Raw genomic sequence first — 14,005 nt, forward strand, 5'->3', positions numbered from 1 at the left:
TCCAAATTACCTCCATATAAAGCACCACATTATACCGACAACCGTCACCTTTTCCTTCAAAACGACGATATTAGCCATAAATTGGGCTTTTTGTCGCCCGGAGGCCGCATCTATTTCATTTTTAACTGAGGGAGCATTAAAGCAGGCGCTCGATATCCGCCTTCATATCCATCGGTTCGTCGGTTGATTCGAACCGTCTTATGACGTTCCCTTCGCGGTCTACCAGAAATTTAGTGAAATTCCATTTCACCGAGTTGCCCTCAAGGAAATGAGGAAGCTTTTCTTCAAGGAATGCATTTAGCATTTTCCCACTGGCCTCGTTTGTATTGAAACCGCCGAAAGGGGCTTCCTCCGTTAAGTAGCTGAATAAAGGATGAGCGTTCTCATCGCGCACTTCTGTTTTGCTGAACAACGGGAAGCTTACTCCATAATTAAGCTGACAGAAGCTTTGTACATCCGAGTTGGCCCCTGGCTCCTGTTCACCGAATTGGTTGCTAGGAAACCCGAGAATTTCTAGTCCTTGATCGTGATACTCTTCATACAGCTTTTGTAGATCTGCATACTGCGGCGTAAAGCCGCATTTGCTTGCTGTATTGACGATGATGAGCACTTTCCCCTTATACTGCCCCATGCTCGTTTGTTTACCTTGAATCGTTTCTACATCATACGAATAAATACTCATTAATATTACCTCCCTTTATTAATTACGTGAAATTTAATTGTATACAATTGATTAATATAAAAAGAATACCATGCCAGAAGACATGGTGTCAAACAAACAAGGATGTGTATGACAAATGCGTTTATGTTTGTATTTTTTGCAGCCTCATATAATCACTGACCATCGCAAGTCTCCACGGAATAATCATGCCAAAAGCTAGCAGATAGAAGATTGCCCCGGTTTGCGGGATGGATAAGTATTGCTCAACCATTCCATGCATGAATAGCCTTGTTGCAAACAAGATGAGCAGAATAAAGATAAATGCTTTCGATCGTTTCACATAAATGTCGGATTCTACCCGTTCTAAGCGCGTCGTTACGACTAGCGGGAAGGAGAAGATCAGCATGCCCGTGCCGAATGCAGATAAACCCCAAATCCACGGAATATGTGTATACGGGACTGCAAACATCATAAAGCCAGTCGCCATACCAAGCGGCGGTATAATAATTTTGCGCAAGGTGGTCGGTTTTTTCCCTGCGCGCAGTCTAATAACGATTAGCATGAGGCCGGCTAGAATCGATACGACAACCGAGCCAACCTGGATGAATGTTGTAGAAAACAGCATCGCATTCTGCCTCCTTAATAATGAAATTGTGTTATTCCTTCCATCGTACTGCAAAATAAAATGGACTGCAAATCAATATCCAGAGAAAAAATGAGCCCCATTATGGCAACAAATCATTGCGATAGGCTTTTGGAGACATGCCCACTTGTTTTTTGAACACCTTGCTGAAATATTTCTCATCATGAAAACCGACCATTTCAGCGATTTTTGCAATGCGCAAATGAGGATTGACCATAAGAAGCTTCGCTTTATCAATGCGAACGCCTGATATATAATCTGTAATGTTAATGCCGTATTCTAGCTTGAATTTACGGGATACATATTCTCGGCTGACAAAAAAACGTTTGGCTATATCCTGCAGCGACAATTCCTTCTGGTAATGCTGTTCAATGAAGCTCGCAATATCGCTCATCTTGGCCTTCTCCTGAACGTGACGCTGCTGCATAGCTTGCGAGCAGCGCTGCATAAGCTGATGCGACCATTCTCGCCAAGCCTGTATTGAAAATGTGCTTGCATTCGCATAAGGCGCTTGAATCGCTATAGCTTCATCATTCCACTCCATTCCATCCTCTGTTTGCCGTCCCGCTTCTTCTCGCAGCACCCTTTCGCATAACAGCATTGTCCGCGTCTTATATTCCTCCAGCATATGCGGAGTGATTGTACCAGCTAGACGCAGCGCTTCGAGCCACTTATTCGATGCTATCGCAAGGAGAGCATTATCGCCGCTAAGCAAAGCAACCTTCCACTGCTCCTCCCAATCCGAAATTACACCCATTTTCCCTGCCTTTGTTTCTTCAGATGAATGTATATAAACATGAGTATCCAATACATTTCTATTCCATAACGCGGATAGCGCTTCTTCGTACTGACTGGGCATTTCCTCAGGAAATGAACCTTTTTGGCTCACTCCCATTTGCATCCGCCGCTGCAGCGTTACAAATAAGCCCTCATTAATGTCATGGAGAATGGACGGCAATTTCTCCGTCTCATTCCAGACCGCAATAATGATTTCCATTGGTGCTCCCCAATGACGAAAGGCTACGCCGCGCTGTTTCGGAAGCAGGAACTCATTGCATATATTAATAATGGCAAAAAGAAGCAGATCACTGTCCCTAGCGAACCGCTCAAGAAGCTGCTTATCGTTTAAGTCCATTTGCAGCAGCGCAAGCTGAACATCGGCGGTTTCCTCAGGAACGAGCCCTTCCGACTTCAACCTTCGAAGAGCAGCCTGTGCCGTAACCGGCTCGTCTATTAATCCTGTAAGCAGCTTTTCTCCATACATAGGCTTGAACTCGTTCAGCTGTTTTCTCTGCTGCTGCCGATCTGTTCGTTCCCGTTCCTCCAGCTGCCACTGTGAAGCCGCTTTCGCAATCGCAGCATTGATCGCCTCCGGCTCAATCGGCTTCAGCAAATAGTCAATCCCGCCATGGCGTACTGCCTCGCGTACGAAATCGAAATCACCGCGCCCGCTGACGACAATAAATTTCACCGAACCTGCGAATTCACTCAACGCCTCCATTAGATCGACTCCGCTTCCCTCCGGCATCATCATATCCATAATGACAATGGCAGGCTTGTTCTCCCGCATTCGCGCAATGGCATCAAATCCGCCCTCAGACTCCTCGATTTCATTAATGCCGTATTTCTCCCATTCCACAAGAAGCCTCACCGCTTTGCGTACGCGTGCTTCATCATCAACGATTAATACCTTCATCCTTGTTCCTTTCCGCCATGCTGCGTCTCTATTTTTTTCTTCATCATTAGCTTTATTCGCACGCCCTGAGGCGAAATGTTCTCAATCTCAAGCTTCGCTCCATCTCCATAAACCATAAGCATGCGTGCGAAGACGTTAGGCAAGCCTATTCTTGTATTGGCGCCTTCTTGCGCTTTTTTGATGAAATGGTTTACGTCTATATCTCCGTCAATCGACTCTCTTGGTTCATTGTCATTTAACGGCGTGGTATTCAGATGAGTTTCTTTCACTAAGGATGCGCTTGCCAGCTCAAGGCGCAATTCGGCTAATCGCTTGTCAGGAATGGCATATCCGTTATTCTCAACCACAACCTCAAACCATTCATCATCAATAGATTGAGTGGATAGAAGCATTTTCCCGGTTTTTCCGGACTTGTCCATCCCATGCTTGAAATAATTTTCAAGTACGGGCTGCAAAATCATTTTGGGCATTTCCGCATCGAGCAGTTCTTCTTGGACATCCGTATGAAATTCAAAGCTGTTCTCATAACGTTCCTTCTGCAATTCAATATAGGCCTTCAAATGGGATAATTCATCGCGCAGCGTAATTGTTCTTGTCTCATTATCCATACTGTAGCGCATCATGCGAGCCAGCGCAGATAATAAGGCATAAATACGCGGCACCCCTAGCTCCAGCGCCAATGTTCCGATGATCTGTATCGTATTATTCAGAAAATGCGGATTGATCTGTGCCTGCAGCGCCTTCAGCTGATTCGTCTTATTCGCCAGCTCCAGCTTATATTCCCGTAAAATCAGATTGTTAATCGTATCCATCATTCCTCTGAAGCGAATGACGACGAGAGCAATCTCGTCATTGCCAGACGATTGAATCGGGATATTCAAATTACCAGCCTGCACTTGATTCATGTAATGGACAAGCTGTTTGATTGGCGCTGTAATTCGCAGCGAGACTATAATGATTGCCGTTACGATAACGATAAGCGAGACTGCAAGGATCAGTAGACTAATCGTAACAGCTTCATTCGCCTGCTGGATAAGGGAAGTCGTCGGAATACATTTGACGATCGTCCAGCCAGCTATTGCTGTTTGTACACGTTCATACACAAATAAAGAGCCATTCAGCTCAAAGTTCCCACTCTCCTGGCCATTCTGAGCTTGGGCTCCCTTATACCAAGAGGCATGCAGCGGCTTTCCAAGCTGCTGGTCTTCATTTGAAAACACAATATAACCGTTATCATCAACAATATATAAATTCTCATCCTTAGAATCGTAAAGCTGATCCACGATATCGGTGAGAAGAGATAATTTAACATCTATAGATAAGAAGCCAAGGGTATCATTCGATGGTACCCGTTCAATACGCCGGTGCAGCGTGAACACCTTCTCGCTCGACTGCTGCGGCTGTAATGAAGCAAAGCCGTAACTATGGCTTAAATGAGTGGGCTGCAGCGATACGGCCGCTCCACTCCCAACATATCGCTCCGAATCGGAGAAAACAAGTGTATTATCCGCCCTTTTCCCAGCTACGCCGTTTGCAACTATCGTCGCCTTATGGCTTTGTTCAGCGTATAAGTACACCAGGTAGGCATCCGGCACAGATGACTTTATATAAAACATGGAAGCGAATACGCGGGTATCTGCTTGATAATCGCTAGATCCCGATTGAAGCACCCTGTACAATTCAGCATCGGAATACACGTTGAGCGAACTGCGATTCAGCTCTTCCAGAACCGCGGATACATTCCGCTGGCCTTGATAAAGCAGGTTTTGTGTTTCATGAATCACCCTGTCCTTCATCGACTGGGATAAATAGAAATAAAACACAATCATCGTGGTTACAATAGGCACGATTGTCGCTATAAGCATGAAAACGATTAATTTTGTTCGTATACTTTTCCACTTCACGTACAGACATCCTCCGCTCCCGATCAATATTTTGCACCTAACCGGTCACATCCGTCGGTGTTTATCGTGCTGCCCAGCTTGCATAATTAACCATACAATAGTTTGTCTGTGAAAAGAAAGGGGAGTTCTTCTATGGGCAGCAAGAGAATGTCCAGATGGTTGCCGCAACTCATTTTCGTTGGGCCAGTGTCCATCTTTTTTCTACTAATTATGATTATCCCGTTTCTGCTAGGTATGTACTACTCATTTACCGACTGGAACGGCGTTTCGGGCACAGTCCAATGGGTTGGATTCGATAATTTCAAACAAATTTTCACTAATGATTCTGACTTCTGGTCCTCGTTCTGGTTTACGATTCGATTTACCATAGTGGGCGTTCTATTAACGAATTTGGTCGGATTCTTTCTTGCCTACCTGCTTACTAAGAAGCTGAAGACACGTAACATACTTCGGACCGTCTTCTTCATGCCTAACGTAATCGGCGGCTTGCTTCTTGGGTTTATATGGCAATTTATTTTTGTAAAAGGATTTTCCACTGTCGGTGATTTAACCGGCTGGTCCTTCTTTAACCTTCCATGGCTTGGCGATGAGACAACCGGCTTCTGGGGCATCGTCATGGTATTTGTATGGCAATCCGCAGGTTATCTGATGGTTGTATACGTTGCTTCGCTTACGAACGTTTCCAAAGATGTGCTGGAAGCAGCTGAGATTGATGGCGCTACGCATTTCCAAGTGCTGCGCAGTATCATTTTACCGCTTATCATGCCTGCCGTTACCGTATGTTTATTCCTTGCTATCTCGTGGTCGTTCAAAATGTTTGACTTGAACCTGTCGCTAACAAAAGGCGGACCGTTCAAATCAACAGAATCGGTCGCACTAAATATTTATGCTGAAGCATTCCAGAACAACCGTTATGGACTGGGAACAGCAAAATCACTTATCTTTTTCCTCATCGTTGCCATTATTACGATGATTCAAGTTCGGGTCACGAAGAGCAAGGAGGTTGAAGCTTAATGGATACCAAAAAATATACCGGCAGGCTGCTAATCACCGAAATAGTTATGATTGTGATCGGTCTCTTGTTTCTTGCACCGTTCTACTTCCTGCTTGTCAATTCGGTCAAGCCCTTCGGCGAAATCATGTCTAACTCAGCAAGCTGGCCGCACATATTCAAATGGGAGAACTATTCTCGTGCTTGGGAGCTGACGAGATTCCCTCAAGCGTTCAAAAACTCTATGATTATTACCGTTGTTACCGTAGTTGTCACTGCACTTATTAGTGCGATGGGAGCTTATCGAATGGTTCGTGCCAATACCCGCTTCAATCGCATCTTGTTCATGCTATTTGTTGCTGCTATGGTTATTCCTTTCCAATCGATCATGATTCCATTGCTTAAAGTCGTGAACGTACTAGGCGTTAATAATAGCATGTACGGACTTATTATGTGTTATCTGGGCCTTGGCGCTCCACTTTCCCTATTCTTATTTCACGGCTTCATTAAATCGATCCCGCTTGAAATAGAAGAAGCAGCAACTGTAGACGGGTGCAATCCTGTTACGGTGTTCTTCCGAATCGTACTTCCGCTTCTGAAGCCGATGCTGATGACTGTTATTATTTTGAACTGCTTATGGGTGTGGAATGACTACTTGCTTCCTTCGCTTATACTGCAAAAGCCTGACATGCGGACCATTCCGCTGGCAACCTTTGCTTTCTTCGGTCAATATACGAAGCAGTGGGATCTTGCGCTTCCAGCACTTGTCCTTGGCATTACACCGATTGTAGCTTTCTTCTTGATGCTTCAGCGTTACATTGTTGAGGGAGTAGCGGCGGGCTCTGTTAAGGGCTAACATAGCTTTACACGAGCAGCCGATTCCATATATAAAATATTATTTTAGGGGGAAATTTTATTATGAACAAAAAGTGGTCCATGTTATCACTCAGCCTCTTGCTGGCTATGAGCGTTGTATTGTCCGCATGCGGTAGCAACAACAAAGATGCGGGAGAAACACCGAAAACCAAAGCAAAAACAGTTACGATTTTTCAATTCAAGACTGAAATTGTTGATGGTCTTAATGAATTGGCAGTTGAGTTCAACAAAGAATACCCAGACATCAAGCTCGACATTCAAACAGTAGGCGGCGGTGCTGACTACGGCGCTTCACTCAAAACCAAATTCGCAGCTGGCGATGCTCCTGACATTTTCTCCAATGGCGGCTACGCTGAAATGGAAATGTGGCTGGACAAGCTAGAGGATCTATCTGATCAAGCTTGGGTTAAAGACCTTGTTCCTTTAGCTGCAGAACCAATGACCAAAGACGGCAAAGTATTCGGCATGCCGATGAACCTTGAAGGCTTCGGATACATTTACAATAAAGATTTGTTCGCAAAAGCAGGCATTACAGAGCTTCCAAAAACGTATTCACAGCTTGAAGCAGCAGCAAAAAAACTAAAAGACGCTGGCATTACGCCTTTTGCTAACGCTTATCAAGAATGGTGGCTTATCGGCAACCAAGGAATTAACCCTGCATTCGCGCAACAGCCTGATGTAGACGCATTTATCGCGGGCTTGAATGATGGTTCAGTTCAAATGACTGGCAACGAGAAGTTCGCACAATGGGCGAAGCTCCTGAAGCTTACAGTAGACTATGGCAACAAAAACCCGCTTACAACAGACTACAACACACAAGTTTCGATATTTGCTAACGGGGAAGCAGCTATGATGCAAGAAGGCAACTGGGCGCAAGTACAAATCGACAGCATTACTCCTAACATGAACATTGGCGTACTGCCAATGCCGCTTGGTGAAGATGCTGAAGCAAATGATAAGCTAAACGTTGGTATTCCTGCCAACCTCGTTATCAACAAAGATTCCGATGTGAAAGAAGAAGCAAAAATATTTCTGAACTGGCTTGTAAGTTCCGATATCGGAAAAGAATACATCGTTAAAAAGTTTAAATTCATACCTGCTCTAACAACGATTACAGCTACACCTGAGGATATGGGTCCGATCGGTACAGAGGTCTATAACTATGTACAAGCAAACAAAGTGCTTGGTCTTCAATCCTCGAAATATCCTGATGGTGTTACGCAAGAATTCGCAAACGTTATGCAGCAATATATTGCAGGCAAAATTGATGAGACAGCTTGGCAATCCGGTATGCAAGCCGCTTGGGATAAATTGAAAAAATAATTGTTTTCAAAAGCGGGAAAGCCGCTTATCTCTCCTTCCTTTAGGATGAGGTAAGCGGCTTTTTTATTTTCACTCCAATTACGATAATAAACGGTATAATGCAGGAAAGGTAAAAACTACGTCATATGCGAGGGGAAGCTATGCGATGGAAAACCATGTATCACTAATCAAACCAACAATAGCTTTACAGGATTCTTACTTACTTTTCTATAAGGAATGGGTAGAAAGCGGAGAGAATATGGTCCCTTGGGTTATTAGTAAAGACCCTTCCGACTTTGAAGCCATGGTCCAATTTCTGCTTCATAATGAAAAAGGTGAAAACCTGCCTGAGGGCTGGGTTCCTGATTCGACCTTTTGGCTCGTTGCGGAAGATCAAAAAATCATCGGGGCTGTTAATATACGGTATCGATTGACAGAGCATTTGCTTCAAAGCGGCGGTCATATTGGCTATGGCATACGCCCTTCTGAAAGGCAAAAGGGTTATGCCACCAAGCTGCTTGCATTGGCTTTGGAGGAAGCGAGACGGCTCGGCATACAAAGGGCATTGGTCGTGTGCGACGAGCATAATGAGGCCTCAGCGAGAACGATCGTCCGTAATGGCGGCGTACCGGACAGCTCCTATATAGAAGAGAACGGAAATGTTATTAAGCGATATTGGATTGGTATTGGTTGAATAAATCATGGATAAGACGATGTATTCGTAAGAAAATAAGCGGTCACCGATTTAATGGTGGCCGCTTATTTGGCATTAGAAATTTGAATTTCCCATTTTACCCGCTTGAAAGTCTTTAAAGGCTTCTATAACCTCTTCTCGGCTATTCATTACAAATGGTCCATGTTGATAGACAGGTTCATTAATCGGCTCGCCGCTCAGCACAAGAACAAGTGTGTCATCCGTTTGGCCTTCTATGAGGATTTCTCCAGAAGTATTTCCAAACAGAACAAAGTTTCCTTCTTTAGCTTCAGTTGTTTCGTTTATTTTGGCATTTCCTCTAAGAACCAATGCTGCGGTGTTGAATGAAGACGGCAGCTCAAATTGTGCTTTCCCATTCGCTTTGAATGAAATATCGAATAGATGAATCGGCACAAAGGTTTCAGCTGGTCCGCGTACTCCGTTGTAATCCCCGGCAATGATGCGTACACTACCGCCATTATCAGGAAGTTCGACTTTGCCCATATCCTTTTTCAACAGTTCCTGATATTTTGGTGCGTGCATTTTGTTAGCTCGCGGAAGGTTCACCCATAGTTGAATAAAATGAAAGGTTCCGCCGCGTTTCGAGAATTCCTTCTCATGATATTCCTTATGCAAAAGCCCTGAGCCTGCCGTCATCCACTGTACATCACCAGGTCCAATAATTCCGTGGTTGCCTTGGTTGTCATGATGCTCGACATGGCCTTCGTAGGCGATTGATACCGTTTCAAAGCCTCTGTGAGGATGCGCGCCTACACCCCTCGATACGTTGCTGGGAGGGAAGACGTATGGTGAATTATAATCCAACAAGAGGAATGGGCTTATTCGCTGCTCGAATGGATTGCCTGATGGAAAGTAGTTGGATACACGGAAGCCGTCGCCTACCATGTTGAATGGGGCGCCTTGGAATGTTCCCTCAATTGTCCGATATGTGTTGGTCATGTGAATGCTCTCCTTTTCCTAATTGCTTTAATAGTTGTATCAGTTCTTGTTTCTGGTCTTGCGAAAGACCGCTCATCATTTGCTGCATATTTGCTGAATGCTGCGGGAAAATAAGATCAAACATCTCTCTTCCTTTCACCGTCAGCTCGGCATAGATCACTCTTCGATCCTCTTGGCAAGGAATTCGCTTAAGCAGATCCCTTTTTTCCAGCTTATCTACGTTGTAAGTCATTGTACCGCTTGTAATAAGCATTTTCTCGCCAATTTGCTGCAGTGCAACCTTGCCTTTCGTATATAGCACCTCCATAATTCCAAATTCAGAAGGTGACAAACCATAGTTTTTAATGTCCTTCGAAGCTTTTTCCATCATGCTTTTATAGGCTTTGGACAGCACGACCATCAGCTTGAGTGAAGCAATCTGATCGTCATCCGTAAACGGAGGATTCATTTAATTGACCTCCCTTGATTTGTCTTCAATTAAATAATCTTAAATTAAAGATAATACAAAAGATTCATTTAGTCAACTCTGTACGTTTAGCGGCGCTGCTGAGGCTGCTGACATTCAGCTGTTAGCAGCGTTGGCAAACTAGTGAAATGATCTTCTGTTAAGATGATTTGCATTCATAAGAAAGAGGTTGGTCATTTCCCCTTATTTGTCCTATAATCGATTTAGAGACGAAGAACGTCCCGTTAATGCTCCTGCGAGCGATAACGGGACGTTTTCTATTTTTCCGAGAGGATGATGGGAATGACTTATGACGATGCGCATCAATTATTTATTCAACATCATATTGCCAGTAGAGTGGGGGAGCGGCGCAATCGGCTGGAAAGAGGACACCGCCACGCGGAGTCTCTCTTTTTGCAAAACGTTTGGTGGAAGTTGTTCGGTAATTTTCATTATTTACATCCTGAATACGAAGTGCTCGATTAAGCCCGGTCAGAGCGAATAATCGCACTGAACGGGCTTCTAGTTATCCTTGAGGCATATATTTGCGGATATCTACGGCTAGCTCTTCTGACAGCCGCATGCCGAACGTGCGGTCAGCACGGAAGAAGTTGCAGATTGCGCGTAATCGGATATCATCATTAGTCTGCTGCAGCTCACCGACGATATTAACGATTAAGTTGGCCTGCTCATCCTCAGATAGTGAACGGTATCGCTCGCCAGCTTGTGTGAAGTCGTCGGTTTTATCGATCTTCTGGCGGCCTGCCGAACCTTCCAGCGGAGCGAATGAATCGCTATAGGCAGGTGCTTCTTTAGGGCTCTCAGACAGGCTGTTTGGCTCATAATTGACTGAAGATGTGCTTGCCTTCATCGTCATCGTGCCGTTCTGCTGATAGTTGCGTACGGGCGCATATGGGCAGTTAACCGGTATGTTAAGGTAGTTAGCGCCAAGGCGGTAACGCTGGGAATCAGGGTAAGAAAATAATCTGCCCTGCAGCAGCTTGTCCTCCGACGGCTCGATACCAGGAACTAAGGCGCTTGGCGAGAAGGCCGATTGTTCAACCTCTGCGAAGAAGTTGCCGGGATTTCGGTTAAGCGTCATCGTTCCTACTTTTACGAGCGGGTACATATCCTCCGGCCAAAGCTTCGTTGGGTCAAGCGGATCAAATGCATAACGCTCCACATGCTCAATCGGCATGAGCTGTACATGCAGCTCCCATTCTGGATACTGGCCTAATTCAATCGAATCATATAAATCACGTGTCGCATGATTGAAGTCTTTTCCCTGCATTTCGCCTGCTTCAGCAGCCGTGAAATTACGCACGCCTTGAAGAGATTTCCAATGGTATTTCACATAGGTTGGCTTGCCGCTTTCGTTGATCCATTTGAAGGCATGTACGCCGAAGCCATCCATTTCACGATAAGTCGCAGGTGTTCCCGCATCCGAGAACAGCCATGTGAGCATATGCGTCGATTCCGGAGTCAGCGTCATGAAGTCCCAGTAGCGCGCAGGATCTTGAAGATTTGTATGCGGCGCAGGCTTCAGCGAATGAACCATATCCGGAAACTTCATCGCATCACGGATGAAGAAAACAGGCAGATGGTTGCCTACAATATCATAGTTGCCTTCCTGTGTATAAAATTTAACGGCAAAGCCCCGCGGATCACGCGCTGTCTCCGGCGAGCCTGAAGCGTTAATAACGGTGGAGAATCGTACGAACACCGGTGTCTCCATTCCTGCTTCCTGCATGAAATGAGCCTTCGTATGCTCACTCATACCATACTCCGTCTTGAATACCCCATGTGCTCCAGCTCCGCGCGCATGAACAACTCTCTCCGGCGTACGTTCTCTGTTGAAGTGAGCCAGCTTCTCCAGCAGATGATAATCTTCTATTAAAGTAGGTCCATGCTGCCCAGCCGTTCGTGAGCTTTGATTATTGCCTACAGGCGTTCCTTGATTCGTGGTTAAAAAGTTTTCCATGACAGCACCTCATCTATTAGTTTTATATATTTAGACTTGATCTAAATCTTTAAACTAATCATAAAGGATGAGGGAATAGCTGTCATGAAAACAAGATGAATGAAAGATGAATATATCATGAAGATAATCGCTGCGGTTTCAAGTGCAAATCTCTATTCAACTAAGAATGATCACTATCATCGGCAAGCCGATAGCCTGAGCCGCGCACAGTCACGATATATTTGGGAGCAACCGCGCTGTCCTTTAGTTTTTTGCGCAAGCTTTTGATATGAGCATCAACCAAATTGCTTCCTCCATAAAATTGCAAGCCCCATACTGTATCGAGCAGCGATTCACGTGACAGCACAGAACCGTCAGAGGTTATAAAATGCAGAAGCAGATCATACTCCGTCTTCGTCAATTCAATACGCTGGCCATTTCGGTTAACGGTCATTTTTCTTAAATCGATGCGAATATCCTTAAAACGACGAACGTCATCAATTGCTGCGTTCACCGCATGCACAGGACTATTCGTCAGCATACGGTTAATACGCTGCAAAGCATCCTCTGGCTCAGCAGGCCACACCAGCAGCTCCGCTGCGCCAAGCGCTGCCGTTCCCCGCGTATCATATGATTTCTGATCGAGCAGAACAAGAACAGGCACACCATGCTGCTCCGCTGAAGCAATCAGTTCTGCTCCTGCCTGCAGTGTATTTCCGCCGGATGTAGGCGCGACTGGAATTGCATCATAAACAAGCAGCTCCGGCTGCAGGCTTTGCAGCATGCTTTTATTGAAATCATGCAAGGAGAACACGTCAAAGCATTCCGATGACAGAGCAACAAGCAAGCTTTTGACCCGCTCAGGCATGGGGCTAATAATCATCACGCGCTGAGTAAGCGAGCATAGCATACCGCTCTGAAGGGAATTATCAACGGACAACGTTGCTGCCTCCGTGCTTTCAATCGTAGTACCTGGAGCTAAGCTCTTTGCGTTATCTATCGTTATTTCTTCGCGCATTGCTCACATACCCCCTCTAATACCACTTTCGCTTGCCCTATTGCATACTTTGTTTCCACAGCCACCCTTTGCAGCCATTCCGCCGGCAGCTCCGTGAGAACCTCATCAACATTGCCGCACTTCGTGCACACAATATGCTGATGCTCTTCCGTCCGCGCATCATATCGGCTAGCTGTCTCACCCAGCTTCAGCTCCCGTATAAGCCCGGCTTCCGTTAAATAGCGAAGCGAATTATAAACCGTACCGTATGCAAAATGATGCCCTTTGTCTCGCAAACGTTCTATAACATGGGCAGCAGTCGGATGATCATCCGCATGCTGCACAACCTCTAATATCGCTTTGCGTTGCGTCGTTAAGTTAATTTTATTCATTTCAATCATCATTCCTCTAGTTAGTGACTTAGACTAAGTATAAATTTAAGTAGGAGAATGGTCAACTGAGAGGCTCTCTGCTAACTGCGTCGAATCTAAATATTTTGTCGAAAAACAATTATCTGAATATTTACAAAATTCACACAATGGGTTATACTAGGTTTATCTTAACCGAGAGGGGATAGTCCATTGGAGTAGGTTAGCGAAGCATGTCTCATCAGCTCGGAAAGGAGTAGCCGAATGAAATTAATCGGACATGCGGGGAAAACAGCGAAATGGTACAGTCGTCGGTTGAAGGACAAGCCAGATTTATCGTTAGTTAAGCATGAATCCAAGCAGTTTGAAGCTACTTATCAATACGAAAGGATTTGAAACAAATCGAAAGGAATTTGATCGAGGTCAGTAAGGTTAGAGCTCGGAGTCGAAATGGTTTGTATCAAATCGAAAGGATGAAAGAGAAATAGTGCAAGCGGCAGAACGGAGA

15 protein-coding genes are annotated in these 14,005 nt (G+C 45.1%); 6 read left to right on the top strand and 9 right to left on the bottom strand.

Translation table 11 applies throughout. The features are described from left to right. Nucleotides 1–136: 136 nt before the first annotated feature. The 4 genes from CEF13_RS27005 to CEF13_RS27020 form a co-directional block, all read right to left on the bottom strand. A complete protein-coding gene (locus CEF13_RS27005) occupies nucleotides 137–682 on the bottom strand; it encodes a glutathione peroxidase (protein ID WP_102715670.1) in 546 nt (181 codons plus the stop codon). Nucleotides 683–803: 121 nt separating this feature from the next. Then, nucleotides 804–1,286 carry a CcdC family protein gene (locus tag CEF13_RS27010; RefSeq protein ID WP_102715672.1) on the bottom strand — a complete coding sequence of 161 codons (483 nt, stop codon included), beginning with the start codon at nucleotides 1,284–1,286 and terminating at the stop codon, nucleotides 804–806. A gap of 100 nt (nucleotides 1,287–1,386) precedes the next feature. Further along, nucleotides 1,387–3,000 carry a response regulator transcription factor gene (locus tag CEF13_RS27015; protein WP_102715674.1) on the bottom strand — a complete coding sequence of 538 codons (1,614 nt, stop codon included), beginning with the start codon at nucleotides 2,998–3,000 and terminating at the stop codon, nucleotides 1,387–1,389. Beyond that, entirely contained in the window at nucleotides 2,997–4,904 is a 1,908-nt protein-coding gene (locus tag CEF13_RS27020; protein ID WP_102715676.1) for a cache domain-containing sensor histidine kinase, read from the bottom strand. Before CEF13_RS27020 ends, CEF13_RS27015 begins: the two co-directional genes overlap by 4 nt. Nucleotides 4,905–5,036: 132 nt before the next feature. On the opposite strand from CEF13_RS27020, the gene CEF13_RS27025 reads away from it, so the two are divergent. The 4 genes from CEF13_RS27025 (at nucleotide 5,037) to CEF13_RS27040 (ending at nucleotide 8,767) form a co-directional block, all read left to right on the top strand. Then, nucleotides 5,037–5,918 (top strand): carbohydrate ABC transporter permease, encoded by an 882-nt coding sequence (locus tag CEF13_RS27025; protein ID WP_102715678.1) that lies wholly within the window; start codon nucleotides 5,037–5,039, stop codon nucleotides 5,916–5,918. Then, nucleotides 5,918–6,751 (top strand): carbohydrate ABC transporter permease, encoded by an 834-nt coding sequence (locus CEF13_RS27030; protein WP_102715680.1) that lies wholly within the window; start codon nucleotides 5,918–5,920, stop codon nucleotides 6,749–6,751. The genes CEF13_RS27025 and CEF13_RS27030 overlap by 1 nt, the downstream gene beginning before the upstream one ends. Before the next feature lie 62 nt (nucleotides 6,752–6,813). Next, nucleotides 6,814–8,094: an ABC transporter substrate-binding protein gene (locus CEF13_RS27035; RefSeq protein ID WP_102715682.1), complete on the top strand. Its 1,281-nt coding sequence runs from the start codon at nucleotides 6,814–6,816 to the stop codon at nucleotides 8,092–8,094. 145 nt (nucleotides 8,095–8,239) lie between these two features. Continuing rightward, nucleotides 8,240–8,767: a GNAT family N-acetyltransferase gene (locus tag CEF13_RS27040; protein ID WP_102715684.1), complete on the top strand. Its 528-nt coding sequence runs from the start codon at nucleotides 8,240–8,242 to the stop codon at nucleotides 8,765–8,767. 75 nt (nucleotides 8,768–8,842) lie between these two features. Here the strand turns inward: CEF13_RS27040 and CEF13_RS27045 are convergent, their stop codons facing one another. Then, nucleotides 8,843–9,727 (bottom strand): pirin family protein, encoded by an 885-nt coding sequence (locus CEF13_RS27045; protein WP_102715686.1) that lies wholly within the window; start codon nucleotides 9,725–9,727, stop codon nucleotides 8,843–8,845. Further along, nucleotides 9,702–10,175, bottom strand: a complete 474-nt coding sequence (locus CEF13_RS27050) for a MarR family winged helix-turn-helix transcriptional regulator (protein ID WP_102715688.1) — start codon at nucleotides 10,173–10,175, stop codon at nucleotides 9,702–9,704. Before CEF13_RS27050 ends, CEF13_RS27045 begins: the two co-directional genes overlap by 26 nt. Before the next feature lie 300 nt (nucleotides 10,176–10,475). Between CEF13_RS27050 and CEF13_RS27055 the strand changes: the two genes are divergently transcribed. Beyond that, a complete protein-coding gene (locus tag CEF13_RS27055; RefSeq protein WP_102715690.1) occupies nucleotides 10,476–10,658 on the top strand; it encodes a hypothetical protein in 183 nt (60 codons plus the stop codon). A 40-nt stretch (nucleotides 10,659–10,698) separates the two neighbouring features. Here the strand turns inward: CEF13_RS27055 and CEF13_RS27060 are convergent, their stop codons facing one another. The 3 genes from CEF13_RS27060 to CEF13_RS27070 form a co-directional block, all read right to left on the bottom strand. Further along, nucleotides 10,699–12,153: a catalase gene (locus CEF13_RS27060; protein ID WP_102715692.1), complete on the bottom strand. Its 1,455-nt coding sequence runs from the start codon at nucleotides 12,151–12,153 to the stop codon at nucleotides 10,699–10,701. A gap of 160 nt (nucleotides 12,154–12,313) precedes the next feature. Next, complete coding sequence (locus tag CEF13_RS27065) at nucleotides 12,314–13,150, bottom strand: winged helix-turn-helix transcriptional regulator (RefSeq protein WP_102715694.1); 837 nt, start codon at nucleotides 13,148–13,150, stop codon at nucleotides 12,314–12,316. Then, the gene (locus CEF13_RS27070; RefSeq protein ID WP_102716589.1) at nucleotides 13,135–13,521 is read right to left on the bottom strand and encodes a Fur family transcriptional regulator; all 387 of its coding nucleotides are present in this window, start codon (nucleotides 13,519–13,521) and stop codon (nucleotides 13,135–13,137) included. Before CEF13_RS27070 ends, CEF13_RS27065 begins: the two co-directional genes overlap by 16 nt. 240 nt (nucleotides 13,522–13,761) lie before the next feature. Here CEF13_RS27070 and CEF13_RS29555 point away from each other — a divergent pair, with 240 nt between their 5' ends. After that, entirely contained in the window at nucleotides 13,762–13,893 is a 132-nt protein-coding gene (locus tag CEF13_RS29555) for a hypothetical protein (RefSeq protein WP_279589007.1), read from the top strand. Nucleotides 13,894–14,005 lie beyond the last annotated feature (112 nt).

This window comes from Paenibacillus castaneae (assembly GCF_002884445.1).
Lineage (GTDB): Bacteria > Bacillota > Bacilli > Paenibacillales > Paenibacillaceae > Pristimantibacillus > Pristimantibacillus castaneae.

Bases quoted from the DNA above. Each gene is read 5' to 3' on its own strand.
- CEF13_RS27050 (WP_102715688.1), bottom strand. From the start codon at position 10,175: ATGAATCCTCCGTTTACGGATGACGATCAGATTGCTTCACTCAAGCTG.
- CEF13_RS27015 (WP_102715674.1), bottom strand. From the start codon at position 3,000: ATGAAGGTATTAATCGTTGATGATGAAGCACGCGTACGCAAAGCGGTG.
- CEF13_RS27030 (WP_102715680.1), top strand. From the start codon at position 5,918: ATGGATACCAAAAAATATACCGGCAGGCTGCTAATCACCGAAATAGTT.
- CEF13_RS29555 (WP_279589007.1), top strand. From the start codon at position 13,762: ATGAAATTAATCGGACATGCGGGGAAAACAGCGAAATGGTACAGTCGT.
- CEF13_RS27005 (WP_102715670.1), bottom strand. From the start codon at position 682: ATGAGTATTTATTCGTATGATGTAGAAACGATTCAAGGTAAACAAACG.
- CEF13_RS27055 (WP_102715690.1), top strand. From the start codon at position 10,476: ATGACTTATGACGATGCGCATCAATTATTTATTCAACATCATATTGCC.
- CEF13_RS27045 (WP_102715686.1), bottom strand. From the start codon at position 9,727: ATGACCAACACATATCGGACAATTGAGGGAACATTCCAAGGCGCCCCA.
- CEF13_RS27065 (WP_102715694.1), bottom strand. From the start codon at position 13,150: ATGCGCGAAGAAATAACGATAGATAACGCAAAGAGCTTAGCTCCAGGT.
- CEF13_RS27025 (WP_102715678.1), top strand. From the start codon at position 5,037: ATGGGCAGCAAGAGAATGTCCAGATGGTTGCCGCAACTCATTTTCGTT.
- CEF13_RS27035 (WP_102715682.1), top strand. From the start codon at position 6,814: ATGAACAAAAAGTGGTCCATGTTATCACTCAGCCTCTTGCTGGCTATG.
- CEF13_RS27010 (WP_102715672.1), bottom strand. From the start codon at position 1,286: ATGCTGTTTTCTACAACATTCATCCAGGTTGGCTCGGTTGTCGTATCG.
- CEF13_RS27070 (WP_102716589.1), bottom strand. From the start codon at position 13,521: ATGAATAAAATTAACTTAACGACGCAACGCAAAGCGATATTAGAGGTT.
- CEF13_RS27060 (WP_102715692.1), bottom strand. From the start codon at position 12,153: ATGGAAAACTTTTTAACCACGAATCAAGGAACGCCTGTAGGCAATAAT.
- CEF13_RS27040 (WP_102715684.1), top strand. From the start codon at position 8,240: ATGGAAAACCATGTATCACTAATCAAACCAACAATAGCTTTACAGGAT.